The sequence below is a fragment of the Corynebacterium glyciniphilum AJ 3170 genome (assembly GCF_000626675.1).
Taxonomy (GTDB): Bacteria; Actinomycetota; Actinomycetes; order Mycobacteriales; family Mycobacteriaceae; genus Corynebacterium; species Corynebacterium glyciniphilum.
Genome location: NZ_CP006842.1, coordinates 53,497 through 72,935, shown reverse-complemented (window position 1 = coordinate 72,935; position 19,439 = coordinate 53,497). Strand labels below are relative to the sequence as shown.

Here is a 19,439-nt window from a genome sequence, read left to right as displayed (position 1 = left end):
GGTCCTTTCTTCCTCAGATGAGATACGTACGGTGACTTACGGTGACTTACCTGGAGACGAGATCGTCTGCAGGCACTGTGGGCCCCGGAGAGTCAGGGGTGTCCGGAGAATCCGGCGTGTTGGGCGCGTCCTCTGCCGCGAAGCGCGGTTCTCCGTACTTCGGAAGGGTCACAAATAGTGCGCTTCCGATCAGAAGGAGAATCGCCGAATACGACACAGTGGGGACGAATCCTTCGGTGTTGTCCACGAGAAGACCGATGATGTACGGACTGCCGGCCAGGCCGAGCGTGAAGGCTGCGTACAGCAGTCCGTACAGCTGCCCGAAAACATCCATGGCAAAGAACCGGGATGTCAGGAGTGCAACGACATCCACCTCGGCACCGACACAGAAACCGACGGCGAAGGCCGCGACGAGCGCGAGATGCGGACCGCCGAAGACGAGCATTGCCAGTCCGACAGCGGCGAGTCCCAGGATGCAGGCAACCACATAGGGGGCATGGAATTTGTCGAAGAGATATCCCGACACGAGCCGTCCGATAACCACGGTGAAGCCCATCGCACTCTGCACCCACAGCGCTGCACTTTCGGCGACTCCCGCCTCCAGCATCATCGGGTAAAGGTGGATGACCATCCCGCCGACAGCAAGGGCCATGCAGATGAACGCCAAGGCGAGCCTCCGGAATACCGGCTCGGCCAGAACCCGGGCAACCGGCACCGTGCGTGCCTGATCCTTTTCAGCGCCAGCCCCCTGCCCGTCGTCGCGTCTCACTCCTGACGGCATCAGGAGGAATACGACAACCGCGAGAACGACCACGGCAAGTGCCAGGGACCGGAATCCCATCCGCCACCCCGACCCTTCGATAATGGGCCCGAGAACCTGTGGTGCCACGACTGCGGTCACACCACTGCCGGCAAGGATGATTCCGAGGGCAAGTCCGCGCATTCGGTCGAATGTGACGCCGATCGCCCTGGCAAACCCGATCGCACCGGTACAGACCGACAGACCCATCGTGACCACGACGACGATGAAGTACAACACGAAGTTGTCGCCCACGGTCGACATGATGAAGTAGCCGACGGCCAGGAACAGGCCGGACACCAGTGCCGGTGCCCTCACCCCAAATCTGTCGGTAAGACGCCCGACAAAAGGCATCAGTATCGCCCACGTCAGGTTGTACACCAGAACGACGAGCGACAGATTCGCTGATGACCAGCCGAATTCAGCGCTCAGCTCCGGGAAGAACAGGGCATTGGTGTAATACGGGATCGCGATGATACCGCCGGCAATACCCAGCGTCGAGGCGACGAGGACCCGCCACCCGTGACGCAGTTCGGTGAGCTTCGACGGTGAAACTTCTGTGTGTGCAGCCATGCTGCCTCCGTAAGGGGAGTGATCTACTATGACGACGCTCACATTGTCTGTGGCGCATATCCAAAACTAGAGCGTCAGTTGCACGGGAAAAATGTTTGTCGTAACACTAAACTTGCTCCTGCTATGTACTGCCACACACTCACCTGGAGAACGCGTGAACCGTTCCGAATCGACACCTCCCCACCTCAGCATTCCTGCCTCTGACCAGGTCAGTGAGCTTGACCGACTTCTCCTCCTTACTGAAGTCGCGGACAGTGTCGACGGATTCACCTCCCTTGAGGAGACGATCGCGCAACTATGTCGGACCGTCCTCTCTGTCATGCACTGCGAGTACGCCTGCGTCCGTCTCCCCGACGAACAGGGACGCACCCTGCGCATCGTCAGCAGTAGCGACCATGGTGCCTTCCTCGGGGATGAGGTTCTCGACCTCACCTCTGTGTCGATCACCGGCCCCGTTCCCGGGCATCGTCCGCCCAGTGTGGATGCCTTTCTCGTCGGACGGCTCCAGGTCGTCTCGCGGGCAGATGCCACGGGAGATGCTCCCTGGCAACAGCACTTCAGACGGCAGGGGATCGTGTCGATGCTCAGCCTTCCCCTGGTCAGACGATCGACTGTTCTCGGCGTCCTCAACTGCTACTGGATCCAGGAGTTCACTCCGAAAGAAGCGCAACTCCTGACGCTGGAGGTCGTCGGACGGCTCAGCGCCCTGGCGATCGAATCGGCCCGACGCGCAGAACAGATGTCGGCCAGAAATGCGGACGCCGCGGCAGCGCGTTCCCTTTCCGATCGGCAACGTGCCGTTGCGACTTCCGTCTCCGCATTCCAGTCCGAAGTGGCGGAATGTTGTGCACAACCGCCCGCCGCCGCGCTCAGCGGCATTACCCGGGTACTGGCGGACCACCTGCAATGCGCCGTAGCCATCCTGGATGAGCAGAACGGGACGCTCGCCTCGGACGGGCCCGTAGATGCAGTCAAGAAACTCCTCAATACTCCGTCCAGTAGCGACTGTCAGTCCGTCGCCATTGACGACACGCATGGTCCGCTCGGCACACTCATCTTCAGTCCGGACGCCCTTTCGCCCCATGATCCAGCACCCTTCCTCGACTTCGCGCGTCGCATTCTCGTGCCGGTCCTCGCGCGCCGCGTCGAAGACCGCACCTCGTCACGTGTCGCTCGCCCGTATGCACTGCTGGCTCTCTGCTCCGGCATGCTCAGCGATACTCAGAGAACAGTCGCTGCCGACGTACTGGGGATCGGCTCTTTCCCGCAGTTGGGGTTGGCCATAGCCCGGTTCACGACTGCCTCTGAAGCGCTGGATTTCTCATCCCGAACCCGTCATCGCGTCCACCGCTGGACAGACGTCGTCACCAGCACCGCTGTAGGCAACGAAGCTATCCTCCTTCTCGACCAGCCTTCCTCGCGGCATCGCCCCGTACTCGATGTGGAGCGTCACCCGGGGCTGATCGCAGTCGGGATCAGCCGCCGTTTCACCGGAATCTCCAACATGCAGACACATCTGACGCAGGCTCGCTACGCCGCTTCCACCTCACGGGGCGGCGAAGCAGTGTCCTACAGCGACCTGGGAACAGCCGCCAGTCTCTGTGTCCATGTACCCCGACCAGAGCTGGAAACTATCCTCAACGACCGTCTCGGGGCGGTGACCGCCTATGACCGCCAGCACGACACAGACCTCATCCAGACCTTGGAGGCGTACGTAGACGCCGGTGGCTCCGCCGACGAAGCTGCGTCACGGCTGGTCGTTCACCGGAATACCGTGCACCAACGCCTTCGTCGCATCGCCGCCCTCAGCGGTCTGAACCTCCGATCGTACGATGACATCTCGGAGACCGTCATGCTTCTACAGTGGAAGCGATATCTTGACGCCACCGGGTAGACCTGGAGCGCGGGCTAGGACCCTGCTGGGTCAATGTCCAGTTCCGCCCCTGTCGCACCGATGACCTCCTCGACCGTAACTCCGGGCGCCGTCTCCCGCAGAACCAACCGTCCTGCAGGATCAGCGGTCCGGTCAACGTCAATGACAGCGAGGTCCGTGATGATCCGGTCCACGACACTCTGCCCGGTCAACGGCAGATCGCACTCCGTCAGGATCTTCGCTGAACCGTCCCGTGCTGTATGGCTCATCACCACGATGACACGCCCGGCGCCGTGGACCAGGTCCATCGCACCACCCATCCCCTTGACCATCTTGCCGGGAACCATCCAGTTGGCCAGGTCACCACGTCGCGAGACCTGCATACCGCCCAGCACTGCCACATCGACGTGCCCACCCCGGATCATCCCGAAAGACAATGCCGAGTCGAAGAAGGACGCCCCAGGGTTCACCGTCACCGTCTCCTTACCGGCGTTGATGAGGTCAGGGTCCACCTTGTCGTCCGCGGGATAAGGCCCGGTGCCCAGGATCCCGTTCTCGCTGTGGAGTGTGACCTTCACCCCTGCCGGAAGATGGTCAGGAATCAGCGTCGGCAGGCCGATACCGAGGTTCACGTACTGTCCCGGTTCCATCTCCTGCGCTGCACGTGCAGCCATCTCTTCACGTGTCCAACTCACGACGCCACCGTCCTCTTCTCGATCCTCTTTTCCTGCGGACCGGTCTCCACGATCCTCTGCACGAAGATGCCCGGCAGGTGCACCTCCGCCGGGTCGATCTCCCCTGGCTCCACGAGTTCCTCGACTTCAGCGATCGTCACCGTGCCGGCCATCGCACACAGGGGGTTGAAGTTCATCGCCGTCTTAGCGAAGACCAGGTTGCCCTCAGTGTCACCGCGGATGGCGTGGACGAGTGCGACGTCAGCCTGCAGTGCCTCCTCGAGAACGTAGCGACGTCCGCGGAATTCCCGGATCTCCTTGGGCGGCGAGGCGACGGCGACGGTGCCGTCCGCGTTGTACCTCCAGGGCAGCCCACCTTCCGCGATCGGTGTGCCCACACCTGCCGGGGTGTAAAACGCCGGCACACCGGTTCCGGCAGCCCGCAGCTTCTCCGCCAATGTCCCCTGGGGAGTCAGCTCGACCTCCAACTCACCGGCGAGATATTGGCGCGCAAACTCCTTGTTCTCCCCGACGTAGGAGGCGACGACACGTCGGATCCGGTGCTGCGCAAGCAGGAGCCCTAGGCCCCAATCATCGACCCCGCAGTTGTTGGAGAACACCTCCAACTCACCGACACCGGTGTCGACCAGTGCGGCGATCAACCTGTCGGGGACCCCGACCAGACCGAAACCACCGACGGCCAGCCTCGAACCCGCGGCGACGTCGATCACCGCCTCGGCGGCCGACCCGACCACTTTCCCTCGCTCTTGTGTGGGCACTTCCCTGTGCTCTTCCACGATAGATCCTCCTGTTTCCGCACCGACTCGCTACGACCTCGGCGCAACAGGATCTACTGTACTATTTTTCGCTTAAAAATCACATAGATTCCATATAATCGATTATTCAGCCCGCGACTGCGGTCGCCCCCGCCAATGTCGCAGCATGCCGCTCCGCCAATCGAGAAAGTTCAGCCTCGTCAACAGGTCGTCCGGCATCGCCGAGCCAGTTCGCCAGAATGCGGTGGCCGTTCCCGGTCATCACCGACTCGGGGTGAAACTGCACCGAATGGAGTGGGAGGGTCTCGTGGCGCATCGCCATGATCATCCCGGATGCCACCCGGCCCGTGACAATGAGCTCGGCGGGGACCGTCACCGGATCCACCGTCAGGGAGTGGTACCGCGCGACGGTGAACGGACTGGGGATCCCGGCAAGGACACCCGTCCCGTCGTGGGTGACGGGACTGGTCTTACCGTGGAAGATCTCGTCGGCACGGACCACGTCGGCGCCGAAGTGCTGTGCCAGTGCCTGGTGCCCGAGGCAGACACCCAGTAGCGGCACACGGTAGGCGGCACAGTGCGCGATAACGTCGAGGGTGCGTCCCGCCGACGTCGGGTCGCCCGGCCCCGGGGAGATCAGCACGGCGTCAAAGCCCGCCAGCGCGCTGACCAGGTCCTCACCGGTGGAACCGAGCTCCGCCGCGTCATTACGCCACACAGTGCAGTCCTCGCCGAGTTCCCCGAGGTACTGCACGAGGTTATAGACGAAACTGTCGTAGTTGTCGATGACGAGGATGTGCATACCGCACATCCTATCCCGTAGAGGAAACGGCAGTTCGTGCTGGTAGGGTTGGTTCAGTTCGAACACGTCACCATGTCAGTGAGGGATATACATGCCGAAGTCTCGGATCTCCGATTCGCCGGAGGACAACTCCGCCACCTCCGTCGGCGCATCCGCCGCCGACCGCCGCACACCGGTCAAGCTCAATGCGACCGGTACGCCGCGTTGGTACATCGTGCTCATGCTCGGTCTCATGCTGCTGGGATTGGCCTGGCTGGTCGTCAACTACATCGCTGGACCGAACATCCCGTTCATGGCGGACCTGAACGCCTGGAACTACCTGATCGGCTTCGGGCTCTTCATCGTGGGTCTGTTGATGACCATGGGATGGAAGTAGTACGCCGCCGACGGGTCGCGGTCAGCACGACGGCGATCACCGCACCGGCGGCGAGACCGCCGAGGTGACCGGGCAGGGACACCCCACCGGCGGTGACTGAATACAGCAGATTGATCACGATGAGCACCAGTGGTGCCCGGACGTCCGTCCGCCGCTCGAGGGAGAGTCCGACGAGCATGGCGAACATGCCATAACCGATGGTCGATGCCCCGCCGACAACACTGTCAGGCTGCAGCCACATCACCGCAAGCCCGCCGCCGACGGCACAGAGGACCATGGACACCACCATGGCGAACGTCCCGTAGGCCCGTTCCAGCTCGCGTCCGATCAGTCCGATGAGCAGCATGTTCATCAGAAGATGACCGGGGTCGAGGTGGACGAACGCCCCAGTGACAAGTCGCCACCACTGTCCGTCGCCGGTAACGGCGACTGGGTCGACCATCAGGTCCCAGGCCACCCCTGGCGCTGACGCGGGCCGGGCCAGGCTCCCGCTGTCTATCCCGGTGACAACGTAGGCCACCAGGCAGGCCACGATCAGACTCGCCGTGGCCGGAGCCCCAGCGAAGAAACGCCTGATGATCAGGCCACGTCCACGGACTCGATGACGACGTCCTCGTCGGGACGGTCCATCTGCTTGGTCGACACACGGGAGATCTTGGCGACGACCTTCTGGGACTCCTTGTCGGTGACCTCGCCGAAGATGGTGTACCCGCCGTTGAGGTGCGGGTGTGCACCGACGGTGATAAAGAACTGGGAACCGTTGGTGTCGCGGCCGGCGTTCGCCATGGCCACGAGGAAGGGACGGTCGAACTGCAGTTCCGGGTGGTTCTCGTTGGCGAACTCATAGCCCGGGCCACCACGGCCGGTGCCGGTCGGGTCGCCGCCCTGGACCATGAAGCCGTCGATGATGCGATGGAAGATCGCACCGTCGAAGAACGGTCCTTCCGTAGTGCCCGAGGCGTTCTCCGTGGTGTAGGGGGCCTTCTCCTTGTCGCCGGTGGCCAGGCCGACGAAGTTGTTCACGGTGGCCGGCGAGTGGTCACCGAAGAGGTCGATGGCGATGTCGCCGTGGTTGGTGTGCAGGGTCGCTGTCGCGGTTTTCTGAACAGTCATGGGGGCAAGGCTACCGGACAGCGGTCCGACACCCCTGATCGTCCGATTCCGACTACCCTCGGACGCAGATTTGGTTATCGTTGGATGACGACCCATTTTGTGTCGACAGAAGAACCGTTAGAGAAGTGACAGACAACCGACCGATCCGCCAACCGCGCGGGTCCCGCGGCTCCCGCAGGTCGGCCGCCGAGAATGAGAAGGAGACGCACGGTCCATGGACCCGAACACCGCATTCACCGCGTTACGTGCCGCACGGCAGGTCTCGTCGGTCCTCGGCGGCGGCAGCAAACGCAGGAAAGGAGACGTCCGTGACCTCTCCGGTCTCTACGCTCTCCGCCCCACAGCCGACAACACGGGAGCTTCACGGGACCTGTCCTCGGCGCCGGGCCACCAGCGGCTGATCGTTGAACAGCTCCTCGCCGAGGACCGGGCAGCCCGACCGCGGCCTTCCACGGCTCCCACGACGTCTGACAAAAGTACCGCCTCGAAAGGAAATACGGTGAGCAACGCCATCAAGAATGACACCACGCAGGGTCTCGACCAGGCCGTACAGGAGGCCGAGAATACTCTGGAGACTCTGAAGGACAGCAAGGCCGAGAAGCTCAGCAAGAAGGCGTCGAAGGCCACCAAGAAGGCCGACAAGATCTCCTCGAAGGCTGAGAAGCGCCGCGCGAAGGCCGACAAGACCCAGGCGAAGGCTCTGAAGCGTCAGCACAAGGTGGCCAAGAAGGCCGCCGGTAAGAAGGAGAGCCCCCGCGATTTCGTGGAGAAGCAGCTCTCGGCCGTCACCTCCGCCGCCGGGGACCGCGCAAACGCCCTGGCCGATCAGGTTCGCCAGGCTCCGGACGCGGATCTCTCCGACACCGTCACCCGCTGGGGGCGCACGGCGGCTGAGCGCGGGGGCGAGCTGTTGTCGCAGGCTCAGGAGCGCGGCTCTGCCTTCCTCGAGTCCGACGCCGTCAGCGATGCGATCGACGATGCCCGGGACCGCGCCTCCCAGGTCGGCAAGGCTGGTGCAGCCCTCGCCGCTACCGGTGTAGAAGCCGGTCGGCAGGCGGGTAAGGACGCCGGAAAGTCGGCCAAGAAGAGCAAGAAGAACCTGAAGAAGAAGTACGGCAAGGACATCCAGGCCGCGAAGAAGAAGGCGGACAAGGCCAGCTCCTCCGCACGCAAGTCCCTCGAGAGCGCCTGGTCCCAGGCGTCTGAGGTCGCTTCCGAGGTCGGCGACACCGCCAAGAAGGAAGGCGCCAAGGGCAAGAGGAAGGCCGCCAAGCAGGCGAAGAAGGCCAGGAAGTTCGCCCAGAAGAACGCGAAGACCGCCAACAAGCAGTTGTCGCGTTCACAGCGCAAGATCAAGAAGACCGCGACCAAGAAGGCCGAGAAGGTCCGCGCGAAGGAGCTGAAGAAGGCAGCGAAGACGAACAAGAAGAAGCACACGGGACGTAACGTCCTGTTGCTCGCCATCATCGCCGCCGCTGTGGCTTTCGTCGCGCAGAAGGCCAAGGGCAGCGGTTCCGCCGCCCCGGCGAAGTCCCCGCGCACGAACGGTACTCCCGCCACCGGCGCCGCCGCGAAGCCGAAGGCCGCGGCAGCCAAGGCTGAGGAGAAGGCCGAGGACATCGCTGACAAAGCCGCCGACAAGGCTGAGGAGGCCAAAGAGAAGGCGGCTGAGGTGAAGGACAAGGCTCAGGACAAGGCCGCCGAGGCGAAGAAGGAGGCCAAGCAGGGCGCCAAGAAGAACGCTCCTGCCGCACCCGGTGCCCCCGGCGCCCCGAAAGCTGCCGACAAGGCGGAGAAGACCGACGGCAACGCCGACGACCCCGAGGACGACGGCGGCAAGCACCGTCTCTAAGCTCCACTGAGCTTCACTGACTGACCCCCGGGCCCCTGGCCCGGGGGTTCTTCTGTGCGCGCTGTTGCCGGACGACAACGCCTGGTTGGTTTTCAGGGCCACGACCACCCCCACACGTCTGTCCGACACAGCGAAGGACAAAGGGAGGACGGGGAGACCGGGTAGCCCGTGACAGTTTGTACATTTTGTTCCGGAATCAATACCTAGTCAGTATTGTGACGACCATGACCACCGCGAACGACACCACCACCGACCGCGTCCTCGACCTGTTGATCGTCGGTGCCGGGATCGCCGGCATTGACCTCGCCCACCACATCGTCTCGGAGTTCCCCGGCTGGAGCTGGGAAATCGTCGACTCCAACGATGACCTCGGCGGCACGTGGAACACCTTCACCTACCCCGGGATCCGCTCCGACTCCGACATGGCCAGTTTCGCGCTGCCCTACAAGCCCTGGCCGCACAAGGGCACCCTCGGCGACGGGGCACGCATCAAGGAGTACCTGCGCGAGGCTGCCCGGGAGGACGGGATCCTGCAACGTATCCGGTTGAGCACCTGGGTCAAGCGGATCAACTTCGTCACCACCGGTGCCAACGCCGACGCCCACGGGCCCCACTGGGAGGTCACCACGGTCCGTGCGTGGCGCCACGGGCCCGATGACCGTCCGGATGCTGCCGATGATGCCGGTGCCGAGACCGTCACCCGCACGCGGCGGCTCCACATGGCGTGCGGCTACTACGACCACCGGGCCGGGTTCCAGCCGTACTTCGACGGCCAGGAGGATTACGAGGGTCAGCTGATCCATGCGCAGCAGTGGCATCCGGACGAGCAGCGGGACGTCGCCGGGCGGAAAATCGTGATCATCGGTTCCGGCGCCACCGCGGTCACCTTACTCCCGGCGCTGGCGGAGGACGGTGCGGATGTCACGATGCTGCAGCGGACCCCCACATGGGTCGCCGCATTGCCCCGGTTCGACACCATTTCGACGATCTGGACGACCCTGATCCCGAACAAGCGGGCCGCCCACAAGGTCGCGCGGGTCAATCACATCACCCGCGACATGGTCCAGTGGTACCTCGCCAAGGGAACACCGTTCCTGTTCAGCGGTTTCCTGCATGCACTGCAGCTGCGGTGGCTGACACCCACGCAGATCAAGCGGGACTTCACCCCGCCATACAAGCCGTGGGACCAGCGCGTGTGCAAGGCACCGGGCGGAGACATCTTCGCGGCAATCCGGGACAAGGGCGCGAAGGTGGTCACAGCGACCATCGACCGCCTCGTCCCGGAGGGAGTGCGACTGTCGGACGGCACCGTTCTGGAGGCGGACACAGTGATCGCAGCGACCGGTCTGCAGCTGCAGTTGTTCGGCGGTGCAGAGGTCGCCGTCGACGGGCGCAGCATCGATCCGGCACAGACCGTGGCCTACCGCGGGGTCCTGGTGTCCGGACTCCCCAACCTCAGCTTCACCGTCGGTTACCTCAACCAGTCCTGGACGACCCGGGCGGACCTCACGGCGCGGTACATGGTGCGGTTGTGGCACCACATGGTCAACCGTGGCGAGACAGTTGCCGCCCCCGTGGTCCCCGGCGATGACGTGGGACGGCGACCGCTGCTGGAATTCGAGGCGGGCTACATCAAACGCTCGGAGCACATCACGCCCCGGCAGGGCGACCGGTCTCCGTGGTTGTACCGCCAGGACTACCTGCGCGAATGGCCGGAGCTGTCCCGCGGCGACCTCACTGAGGAGATGGTGTTCGACGACGCAGCAGTGGACGTCGCACGCGCTCTTCCCGCGGTGGCCGGACAGAGCGTTGGTGCGCCGACCAGGTGACACCGACCGAGGCGGTGATCACCAGCACGATGGTCACGCCACGCATCGCCGTCATCTCCTGGTTGAGCAGGACGAACCCGGCGAGTGCGGCGAATGCGGGTTCCAGGCTGATCAGGACGCTGAACACGGCAGCCGGCAGGCGACGCAGCGCCGCGAGTTCCAGTGAGTACGGGATCACCGAGGCCATCAACGCGGTGACCACCGCAGGGATCAGCAGCCACGGGTCAGCGGTAACGCCGTCGACGGCGGTACGTCCGACGGGTGCGAGCATGAGCCCGCCGAGCAGCATGGCCACGGCCAGACCGCCAGTGCCCGCGATGCGGCGTCCCACGGCGGCGGAGCCGACGATGTAGCCGACCCAGAACACCCCGGCGATCAGCGCCAGCAGCATACCGACAGGGTCGAGGGCAGCGTCGGACAGTGCTTCGAGACCGAGGACGGCCATGCCGGCGGCAGCGAGTCCGACCCAGACCAGGTCACCGCGGCGTCGCGACGTCAGACCCGCGTAGACGAGCGGGCCGATGAACTCGATGGCCACCGCCGCACTCATCGGGATGCGGTCCAGGGATGCGTAGAAGAACCCGTTCATCGCGGCCATCATCACGGCAAAGAAGACAACGGCGCGCCAGTCGCCCCGGGACCAGGAGCGCAGTGCCGGTCGTGCAATCAGCAGTAGCAGGGTACCGGCGATGGTCAGACGAAGAAAAGTGACGCCCCAGGTCCCGAGGGTATCGAAGAGACCGACGGCGGTCGCCGCGCCGAACTGCAGGGATGCGCAGGACGCCAGGACGAGGGAGGAGGAACGGGTGATGCTCATGGCTCTCATTGTGGGGCCCACGGCATTGGTTCGTCTATCTCAGGGATATGAACGATAATGGTGAACTGTGCTGAACATTCATCGTCTGACCCTGCTGCGTGAAGTGCACCAGCGCGGCACCCTGGCCGCCGTCGCCCGTGAACTGCACTACTCCCCGTCCGCGGTGTCCCACCAGCTCAGCCAGCTGGAGCGCGAGGCCGGTGTTCCCTTGCTGGAGACGGTGGGACGCGGGGTACGGCTCACCGAGGCTGCCCTCCGACTCGTGGCGCGCACCGATGAGGTCTTGACGATCCTGGACACAGCTGAGGCCGAGCTCGCCTCATCACGCTCCGGCGCGGAAGGCACTCTGCGGGTGACCAGCTTCCAGTCCGCGTTGGCGACGATTCTGCCGACGGCGCTGACGATGCTGGAGAAACGACATCCGGGGTTGAACGTGGAGGTCTACCACCGCGAGGTCGGCGAGGCCTTCGAAGGGCTCGCCGCGCACTCCTACGACGTGGTCATCGGCGATGAGTTCCCCGGACAGCCGGAGCCGGTGCGTCCCGGACTGCACCGCGAGGAGCTCTTCGCCGACCCGATGCTGCTGGTACTGCCCACAACCGGTCAGTGGGCGGTACCGGCCGAGGAGCTGGACGGGCTGGCCGACCTGGCGGACGCCCCATGGATCCTGGAGCCGGCGACGATGCCGCAGGGTCGGTGGGAGCGGACCGTCCTGCGTGAGGCCGGCGTGGAACCCCGGGTGAAGTGCGAGACCACCGACCCGATCCTGCGTGCACACATGGCACGCACCGGGCACGGGGTTACGGTGATCCCGGCGATGCTGGCCGGCCCACACCTCGACCACACCCAGGCGTTGGCGATGCCGGGCTCCCCGCACCGCCAGCTGTTCACCGCCGTGCGCGACGGTTATACCGGCCATCCGGGTGTGCGTGCATTCCGTACCGCGCTGGGGGCGGCCGCGCGGCGCGAGTCGCCGGACACCCCGGAGCAGCTCTGAGACTGACGGCTCCGACGGCTCGGGTGTTTCATGTGAAACCATGGGGGCATGACGGATACCCCGACAGCCCCGACCACCTCCACGTCCTGGCGTGACCTCACCCCCACCCCTGACCTCGGCCTCGTGGTCCTCGACATGGACGGCACCCTGCTCCGGGCGGACGGTAGCGTCCCCGACGGATTCTGGGATCTGCTGCCGGTGATGCAGGACCGCGACATCGTCGTGGTGCCGGCCTCCGGGCGTCAGCACGCCACCCTGCACGACATGTTCGGCGACCACGGGATCCGGACCTATCTCGCGGAGAACGGGACCGTCGTCGTCCACGATGACGAGGTTGTCGCCACCTCTCCCCTGTCCGACGACACGGTGCAGCAGTGCATCTCCGCGGTGCGTGGTACCGATCGCCGCCTCGGCCTGGTCATCTGCACGCCTGAGGTCGCCTACGTGGAGAGTACCGACCACGAGTTCCTCGACGAGGCCGCGAAGTACTACCACTCCCTCGAGCAGATCGACGACCTCACCACGGTGGATGCTCCGGTGGTGAAGGTCGCCGTGTTCTGCTTCGGTTCCGCCGAGGACGCTGCCCCGGGCCTGTTCACCGGTGAGGATGCTGCTTCCCCCGAGGTGGAGAACAACAATGCGGTCGTGATCTCCGGGGCGAACTGGATCGACATCATGCGTACGGACGCCAACAAGGGAGCCGCCCTGCGTGACCTGCAGAAAGAACTGGGCGCCTCACCGGCGGACACTGCCGTGTTCGGCGACTACCTCAATGACCTGGAGATGATCGGCGAAGGCGATCTGTCCTTCGCCATGGCCAATGCGCACCCCGGCATCACCGCCGCAGCGAACTACACCGCTCCGGCCAACACCGAGGACGGCGTGGTGCAGGTGCTGCGCCGGTTGCTGGGGGTGTGACCCGCGGCGCCCTACACCGTCCTGCGCGGGTGAGACCGTCGTAGCCTTTCATTATCAATAATGATGGAGACTCGAACGCGAACTGCCCAGAACAAGTGGCACTCCCCCTCCTCGAGCAACCTGACGCCACTCTCCGCCACTCCCCGCCGTCTCGCCGGTCACCCACCTCACTGGCCCCTCTCCCGCGCCCTCGCCCACCCCTCTCCCGGGACGGACACCCCAGGGTGGTCAAACGGCGAAAAACCAACATTGCCCCGGGGCCCAAGCCACGTCGGCATGCTCTGGCACTCCAGCGTGCCCCTGCGCACCCCACCCTGGACCGTAGTCTGCCCAACCTATTGACATTGACGTCAACGTCACCAATGATGTGACGATGGACACACCGCAGGCCAAGGAATGGTCGGTCCGCACCGAAAAGAGCCGGCAGGACAGCGCCACCCGGAAAGCGCTGCTCGATGCCGCCCGGGCCGTCGTCTCGGACTGCGGTTACACGCGCATGACCGTCAACGACATCACCACCGCAGCCGGGGTCAGCCGCGCCACCTTCTACGTCTACTTCTCCTCGAAGAAAGACGTCTTCTCTGTGCTCGCCCACGAGGTCCGCGACCGTTTTCTCGCTGCCCAGGACCTCAGCGACCTCGACGGCGACGACGACGCGGGCATCGCCCTGGCAACCATCGGGGCCTACCTCGACGCCTACACCGACAACCTGGCGTTCCTCACCGTCCTGGAACACCAGGCACTCGCCGACCCCGACATGAGGGCGCTGTACGTCGAGACGCAGAACAGGTCACTACGCCGCACCGCCCGCTACATCGAGCGGCTCGTGGCCGTCGGTCGCGCCGACCCGGCCGCTCCTCCCGACGCCATCGCCCGGGCGGCAGGCGGCATGGTGGCGGCCTACGCCGACGTCGTCATCACTGACCCGGGTCAACGCGAGCGGGTCGTCGCCGACGTGACAGCAATGTACCTCCGCCTGCTGGGCATCCCACACCACCACACCGAGGAGCTCCCCCAATGACCGACACCACCGCCACCACCTTCGACGCCGCCATCACCAGGGTCCGCGCAGTTCAGGAAAAGAACTGGCCGGCGCAGGTCCCCCGCACCGTGGTCTACCCCGCCGGGACCGACGGCATCGTCGAGTACCTGTGGCACTGGGCCGCCACCCGCCCCGACGAACCCGCGATCATCTTCTACGGCAGGACGGTCAGCTACGCGGAGTACGACCAGCTCAGCGACCGTGTCGCCGGCTGGCTGCTGAACCAGGGCGTCCAACCCGGTGACCGGGTCGGTGTGCACCTGCCGAACTGCCCCCAGTTCAATATCGCGATGCTCGGCATCTTCAAGGTCGGTGCCGTGCACGTGCCGATCAACCCACTGTTCCGCGAGCACGAACTCCGCCACGAACTCAACGACGCCGGAGTGACCGTCCTGCTCACGGACGTCAAGGCGGCGGATCTCGTCGAAAGCATCCGGCCAGACACCAGTCTCCGGTGTGTGGCAACCACCGGACTCAGCGACATGCTGACCGACACGCCTCCTGTCGCCCCGCCCTTCCCGCTCACCCCCGGAGCCAACACGGACTGGGCCGAGATCCAGTCTGCCGAGCCCGCCCCGCGCCGTCCGAGCGACCCGGACGCACTCGCCGCACTCAACTACACCGGCGGCACCACCGGCCTGCCCAAGGGGTGCGAACACACCCAGGGTCACATGCTCTACACCGCGGCATCGGGAACCGTCGGCACGGGACGCCAGGTCGGCGAGCACCCGATGCGCGCCATCGCCTTCCTCCCGATTTTCTGGATCGCCGGCGAAGATCTCGGCATCCTGCTCCCCCTGGTCAACGGTGGTACGTCGATCCTGTTCACCCGCTGGGACGCCACGGCGGTGCTGGATGCGGTGGACCGGCACCGGGCGACGGACCTGACCGGCATGGTCGACAATGCCCTGGAACTGCTCGATCACCCGCAGTTCGACCGGGACAAGGTCAGCAGCCTGGTCAACGTGCTCGGCATTTCGTTCGTCACCAAGCTCAACCCGGAGATCCGGAAGCGGTGGAGGGACGCCGCCGGCCAGACCTTGCGCGAGGCGTCCTACGGCATGACGGAGACCCACACCCTGGACACCTTCACCCTCGGCTTCCAGGACGATGACGCCGACCTGCACAGCGAACCGATCTTCTGCGGCATGCCCCTCCCCGGCACCGACATCCTTATCGTCGACGAGGAGTGCCGCCCCGTCCCGCTCGGGGAGACCGGCGAGATCATCCTGCGCAGCCCGTCCATCCTGACCTGCTACTACAACAATCCGGAGGCCACGGAGAAGGCCTTCATCGACGGGTGGTTGCGCACCGGCGACATCGGCAGCGTCGACGAGGGCGGCACACTGCACTACCGTGCCCGCAACAAGGAGATGATCAAGACCAACGGCATGTCGGTGTTCCCCGCCGAGGTCGAGGCGATTCTTCGGCTGCACCCCGACATCGACACCGCCGCCGTGGTCCCCCGCTCCCATCCGGAGAAGGGACAGGTCGCAGCTGCGTTCGTCACGCTCACGGAGGACGCGGACACCGAGCACGGCACCGCCGGCGAGGAGGCCCTGCACGCCTGGGCGAAGCTGAACATGGCCGGGTACAAGGTCCCGGTGGTGACGATCATCGACGAGATGCCGATGACGGCCACCGGAAAGATCCGCAAGGGCGACCTGTTCGAGACCGAGGGGAACCACTGGTGAGCACCACCGTTCTCGTCGCCAACCGGGGTGAGATCGCCCTGCGCATCATCCGTACCGCCCGGGAGCTCGGGCTGCGGACCCTCGCCGTCTACGCGCAGGACGACGCTGCCGCCCCGCACGTCACCGCCGCCGATGACGCCGTCGCGCTGGACGGGGCGGGGCCGCGCGCCTATCTCGACCGCGACGCCATCGTCGCAACAGGGGTCGCAGCCGGGGTCGCGCACGGCCGCGACCGGGTGCTGGTGCATCCGGGGTACGGGTTCCTCAGCGAGGATCCGGAATTCGCCCGGGCCTGCGACCGCGCCGGACTCATTCTCGTCGGCCCCTCCGCCGAGGTCCTCGACAACTGTGGTGACAAGTCGGCTGCCCGTCAGCTCGCCGAGTCCGCGTCCGTCCCCGTCCTGCCCGCGACCAGCGGGCCGTGCAGTCTCGACGAGGTGCTCGACTTCGCCGAGGGACGCGACGGTGTCATGATCAAGGCACTCGCCGGCGGTGGCGGCCGCGGTATGCGCGAGCTCCATGCCGACGGTGGAGCCATCGACCCGGACGCTGTCGCCGCCGCGTTCTCCGCCTGTGCCGCGGAAGCCGAGGCCGGTTTCGGCGACGGGTCGGTCTTCGCCGAAGAGCTCCTGCTCGATTCCCGTCACATCGAGGTCCAGATCATCGGTGGCGCCGACCGGTCCGGCGCCACGGTCGTCCGCGCGCTCGGCGACCGGGACTGTTCGGTGCAGCGTCGCCACCAGAAACTCCTTGAGATCGCCCCCGCCCCGTTGCTGGATGATGCGGTGCGCACGACGGTGCACGAGGCAGCTGTCCGTCTCGGTGCCGCCGTGGACTACCGCGGCGCAGGGACCGTCGAGTTTCTCGTTGCCGGCGACCGCGTGGTGTTCCTGGAGATGAACCCTCGTCTGCAGGTCGAGCACACCGTCACCGAGGAAACCACCGGAACCGATCTCGTGGCGCTCCAACTCCTCATCGCCCTGGGCACCGCCACCGACGACCTCGATCTACCGGACGGTGTCACCGCCACCGGCACCACGGTGACCGGGTCCCCCGCCGCCGCCGTCGGTACTGCGATTCAGGCGCGGGTGAACATGGAGACCATGTCGACGGACGGTTCCACCGCGCCGTCCTCCGGCACTCTGCGCCTGTTCTCCCCACCCGCCGGGCCGGGCATCCGGGTCGACACCTTCGGCCGCACCGGCCTCACCCCGAGCCCCCGCTACGACTCGCTGCTGGCGAAGGTCATCGCCCACACCCGTACCGGCGGGCTGGACACCGCGGCACGCAAGACCGCCGACGCCTTGGCCGAGTTCACCGTCGACGGCGTCGCCACCAACGCAGCCTTCCTGCGCGCCGTGCTCGACGACGACGAGTTCCGTGCCGGCGCCGTCCCGACGTCCTACCTGGCCCGACGTCTCCCCGACCTGGCCGAGACCGCCGCAGCGTACCCTGCCGGTACCGCATCCATTCCGGACGACACCGCTGTCCCGTCAGCCGCGGTCCCGGACCTGGAGCCCGGCGAGATCACCCTCGACGCACCGATGACCGGTGTCGTCGTCCAGGCCGTGGACGAGGGAACCGTCGTGGCCGCCGATGCGGAGGTCCTCCTGCTCGAGGCGATGAAGATGCACCACGGTGTCACCGCGGGCCAGGACGTGACGGTCTCCCGCATCCTCGTCTCCGCCGGTGACACCGTCACGGCCGGGGACCCCGTCGCCGTCCTGCGTGCCGAGACGTCTGGTGCCGACGCCACCGCCGCCGAGACCGTCGATCTCGACGCCACCCGCAACGACCTCAGTCTGATCCAGGACCGCCACGCCCGCATCCTCGACGAGGCGCGTCCCGAGGCGATGGCGAAGCTCCACAGACGCCACCGCCGCAGTGCGCGCGAGAACATCGACGATCTCGTCGACGAGGGCAGTTTCGTCGAGTACGGTGCCCTGGCTGTGGCGGCCCAGTCCTCCCGGCGCAGCGAAGAGGACCTCATCGCCAACACCCCCGCCGACGGCATGGTCACCGGTGTCGCCACCATCGACGGCCGCGAGACGGCGGTACTCTCCTACGACTACACCGTGCTCGCCGGAACACAGGGCATGCGCAACCACGCCAAGGCCGACCGCCTCATCGATGTCGCGACCCGGCGCGGCCTGCCTGTCGTACTGTTCGCCGAGGGCGGCGGGGGGCGTCCCGGCGACACGGATGTCGTCGGAGTCGGACTCGACGTCGGCACGTTCCGCTCCCTGGCGTCCCTGAACGGGCAGGTGCCGCTGATCGCGGTCGTCTCCGGTCGGTGCTTCGCCGGCAACGCCGCCCTGGCCGGGGTGTGCGACACGATCATCGCCACTCCGGACGCGAACATCGGGATGGGTGGCCCGGCGATGATCGAGGGCGGTGGCCTCGGCGCGCATCGCCCTGAGGACATCGGCCCGGTGGACATTCAGCGGCGTAACGGTGTCATCCACCTGCCCGCCGACGACGAGGCACACGCCGTCACCCTGGCCCGGCAGTACCTCTCCTACTTCGGCACCTCGCAGACCGGCAGTCGGACGGATGACTGGGAGGCACCGGATCCGCGCCTGGCCCGGCATGTCGTCCCCGAGGACCGACTGCGTGCCTATGACATGCGCGCGGCCATCGACGCCGTCGCCGACGTGGGCTCCGTGCTCGAACTGCGCCCCGACTATGCAACTGGTGCCATGACCGCCCTGATCCGGGTCGAAGGGCAGCCGTACGGTGTCGTGGCGAATGCCGCCGGCTCCCTCGGCGGCGCGATCGACGCCGCCGCCTCCGACAAGTTCAGCGACTTCCTGACCCTCTGTGAGTCCCACCGCCTGCCCGTCGTATCATTCTGCGACACCCCCGGGTTCATGGTCGGACCGGAGTCGGAGAAGGAGGCGACCGTCCGACGCTTCGGCCGGATGTTCGTGACCGGCGCGAAGCTGACCGTGCCGACCGGGACGGTCATCCTGCGCAAGGCCTACGGACTGGGTGCCATGGCCATGGCCGCCGGGTCCTTCCGTGCGTCGCAGTTCACTGTCGCCTGGCCGACCGGTGAACTGGGTGCCATGGGGCTGGAGGGTGCCGTCCGCCTGGGCTACCGCAGAGAACTCGCCGCGGTGGACGGAGCTGACCGGGACGCGCTCTTCACCTCGCTGCTCGACGACGCCTACGCGAAGGGACGGGCCGTCAACGCGGCGATGACCTTCGAACTCGATGACGTCATCGACCCTGCGGACACGCGTGCGTGGATCAGGACCCTGGTGCCCTGAGAAAGTGGTGTGGCATGACCTGGTAGACCTGG

Annotated in this window: 16 protein-coding genes; 9 read left to right on the top strand and 7 right to left on the bottom strand. The window is 65.9% G+C overall.

What is annotated here, in order from left to right; translation table 11 throughout:
- Positions 1-46 precede the first annotated feature (46 nt).
- Complete coding sequence (locus tag CGLY_RS00365; RefSeq protein WP_052539359.1) at positions 47-1,372, bottom strand: MFS transporter; 1,326 nt, start codon at positions 1,370-1,372, stop codon at positions 47-49.
- Between the two features lie 154 nt (positions 1,373-1,526).
- Here CGLY_RS00365 and CGLY_RS00360 point away from each other — a divergent pair, with 154 nt between their 5' ends.
- Positions 1,527-3,266: a helix-turn-helix domain-containing protein gene (locus tag CGLY_RS00360; protein WP_038545009.1), complete on the top strand. Its 1,740-nt coding sequence runs from the start codon at positions 1,527-1,529 to the stop codon at positions 3,264-3,266.
- A gap of 14 nt (positions 3,267-3,280) precedes the next feature.
- On the opposite strand, the gene CGLY_RS00355 is transcribed toward CGLY_RS00360, so the two are convergent.
- From CGLY_RS00355 to CGLY_RS00345, 3 genes are all read right to left on the bottom strand, one after another.
- On the bottom strand, positions 3,281-3,919 hold the full coding sequence (locus CGLY_RS00355; RefSeq protein WP_038545003.1) for a 3-oxoacid CoA-transferase subunit B: 639 nt from the start codon (positions 3,917-3,919) through the stop codon (positions 3,281-3,283).
- Positions 3,920-3,936: 17 nt separating this feature from the next.
- Positions 3,937-4,674 carry a CoA transferase subunit A gene (locus CGLY_RS00350; RefSeq protein WP_038544998.1) on the bottom strand — a complete coding sequence of 246 codons (738 nt, stop codon included), beginning with the start codon at positions 4,672-4,674 and terminating at the stop codon, positions 3,937-3,939.
- Between the two features lie 148 nt (positions 4,675-4,822).
- Complete coding sequence (locus tag CGLY_RS00345; RefSeq protein ID WP_038544995.1) at positions 4,823-5,497, bottom strand: anthranilate synthase component II; 675 nt, start codon at positions 5,495-5,497, stop codon at positions 4,823-4,825.
- Between the two features lie 91 nt (positions 5,498-5,588).
- On the opposite strand from CGLY_RS00345, the gene crgA reads away from it, so the two are divergent.
- Positions 5,589-5,873 (top strand): cell division protein CrgA, encoded by a 285-nt coding sequence (crgA, locus tag CGLY_RS00340; RefSeq protein ID WP_038544992.1) that lies wholly within the window; start codon positions 5,589-5,591, stop codon positions 5,871-5,873.
- On the opposite strand, the gene CGLY_RS00335 is transcribed toward crgA, so the two are convergent.
- Positions 5,836-6,315 (bottom strand): rhomboid family intramembrane serine protease, encoded by a 480-nt coding sequence (locus CGLY_RS00335; protein WP_227590316.1) that lies wholly within the window; start codon positions 6,313-6,315, stop codon positions 5,836-5,838. The two genes, crgA and CGLY_RS00335, sit on opposite strands and share 38 nt — an antisense overlap.
- A 137-nt stretch (positions 6,316-6,452) precedes the next feature.
- Positions 6,453-6,986, bottom strand: coding sequence for a peptidylprolyl isomerase (locus CGLY_RS00330; protein ID WP_038544986.1), 534 nt, complete (start codon positions 6,984-6,986; stop codon positions 6,453-6,455).
- 214 nt (positions 6,987-7,200) lie between these two features.
- On the opposite strand from CGLY_RS00330, the gene CGLY_RS00325 reads away from it, so the two are divergent.
- On the top strand, positions 7,201-8,838 hold the full coding sequence (locus CGLY_RS00325; RefSeq protein ID WP_038544983.1) for a hypothetical protein: 1,638 nt from the start codon (positions 7,201-7,203) through the stop codon (positions 8,836-8,838).
- 224 nt (positions 8,839-9,062) lie between these two features.
- Positions 9,063-10,667 carry a flavin-containing monooxygenase gene (locus CGLY_RS00320; RefSeq protein WP_052539357.1) on the top strand — a complete coding sequence of 535 codons (1,605 nt, stop codon included), beginning with the start codon at positions 9,063-9,065 and terminating at the stop codon, positions 10,665-10,667.
- Here the strand turns inward: CGLY_RS00320 and CGLY_RS00315 are convergent.
- A complete protein-coding gene (locus CGLY_RS00315; protein WP_038544980.1) occupies positions 10,573-11,484 on the bottom strand; it encodes an EamA family transporter in 912 nt (303 codons plus the stop codon). The two genes, CGLY_RS00320 and CGLY_RS00315, sit on opposite strands and share 95 nt — an antisense overlap.
- A gap of 67 nt (positions 11,485-11,551) precedes the next feature.
- On the opposite strand from CGLY_RS00315, the gene CGLY_RS00310 reads away from it, so the two are divergent.
- From CGLY_RS00310 to CGLY_RS00290, 5 genes are all read left to right on the top strand, one after another.
- Complete coding sequence (locus CGLY_RS00310; RefSeq protein WP_038544977.1) at positions 11,552-12,481, top strand: LysR family transcriptional regulator; 930 nt, start codon at positions 11,552-11,554, stop codon at positions 12,479-12,481.
- 48 nt (positions 12,482-12,529) lie between these two features.
- Positions 12,530-13,399, top strand: coding sequence for an HAD family hydrolase (locus CGLY_RS00305; protein WP_052539355.1), 870 nt, complete (start codon positions 12,530-12,532; stop codon positions 13,397-13,399).
- A gap of 373 nt (positions 13,400-13,772) precedes the next feature.
- Entirely contained in the window at positions 13,773-14,420 is a 648-nt protein-coding gene (locus CGLY_RS00300; protein WP_038544974.1) for a TetR/AcrR family transcriptional regulator, read from the top strand.
- Positions 14,417-16,135: an AMP-binding protein gene (locus tag CGLY_RS00295; RefSeq protein WP_038544971.1), complete on the top strand. Its 1,719-nt coding sequence runs from the start codon at positions 14,417-14,419 to the stop codon at positions 16,133-16,135. Before CGLY_RS00300 ends, CGLY_RS00295 begins: the two co-directional genes overlap by 4 nt.
- Entirely contained in the window at positions 16,129-19,407 is a 3,279-nt protein-coding gene (locus CGLY_RS00290; protein WP_038550715.1) for an acetyl-CoA carboxylase family protein, read from the top strand. The genes CGLY_RS00295 and CGLY_RS00290 overlap by 7 nt, the downstream gene beginning before the upstream one ends.
- Positions 19,408-19,439 lie beyond the last annotated feature (32 nt).

Coding starts and splice junctions, on each gene's coding strand:
- CGLY_RS00355 (WP_038545003.1), bottom strand. CDS start 3,919: ATGGCTGCACGTGCAGCGCAGGAGATGGAACCGGGACAGTACGTGAAC.
- CGLY_RS00300 (WP_038544974.1), top strand. CDS start 13,773: ATGGACACACCGCAGGCCAAGGAATGGTCGGTCCGCACCGAAAAGAGC.
- CGLY_RS00295 (WP_038544971.1), top strand. CDS start 14,417: ATGACCGACACCACCGCCACCACCTTCGACGCCGCCATCACCAGGGTC.
- crgA (WP_038544992.1), top strand. CDS start 5,589: ATGCCGAAGTCTCGGATCTCCGATTCGCCGGAGGACAACTCCGCCACC.
- CGLY_RS00315 (WP_038544980.1), bottom strand. CDS start 11,484: ATGAGCATCACCCGTTCCTCCTCCCTCGTCCTGGCGTCCTGCGCATCC.
- CGLY_RS00345 (WP_038544995.1), bottom strand. CDS start 5,497: ATGCACATCCTCGTCATCGACAACTACGACAGTTTCGTCTATAACCTC.
- CGLY_RS00305 (WP_052539355.1), top strand. CDS start 12,530: ATGACGGATACCCCGACAGCCCCGACCACCTCCACGTCCTGGCGTGAC.
- CGLY_RS00335 (WP_227590316.1), bottom strand. CDS start 6,315: ATGGTCGACCCAGTCGCCGTTACCGGCGACGGACAGTGGTGGCGACTT.
- CGLY_RS00330 (WP_038544986.1), bottom strand. CDS start 6,986: ATGACTGTTCAGAAAACCGCGACAGCGACCCTGCACACCAACCACGGC.
- CGLY_RS00320 (WP_052539357.1), top strand. CDS start 9,063: ATGACCACCGCGAACGACACCACCACCGACCGCGTCCTCGACCTGTTG.
- CGLY_RS00325 (WP_038544983.1), top strand. CDS start 7,201: ATGGACCCGAACACCGCATTCACCGCGTTACGTGCCGCACGGCAGGTC.
- CGLY_RS00365 (WP_052539359.1), bottom strand. CDS start 1,372: ATGGCTGCACACACAGAAGTTTCACCGTCGAAGCTCACCGAACTGCGT.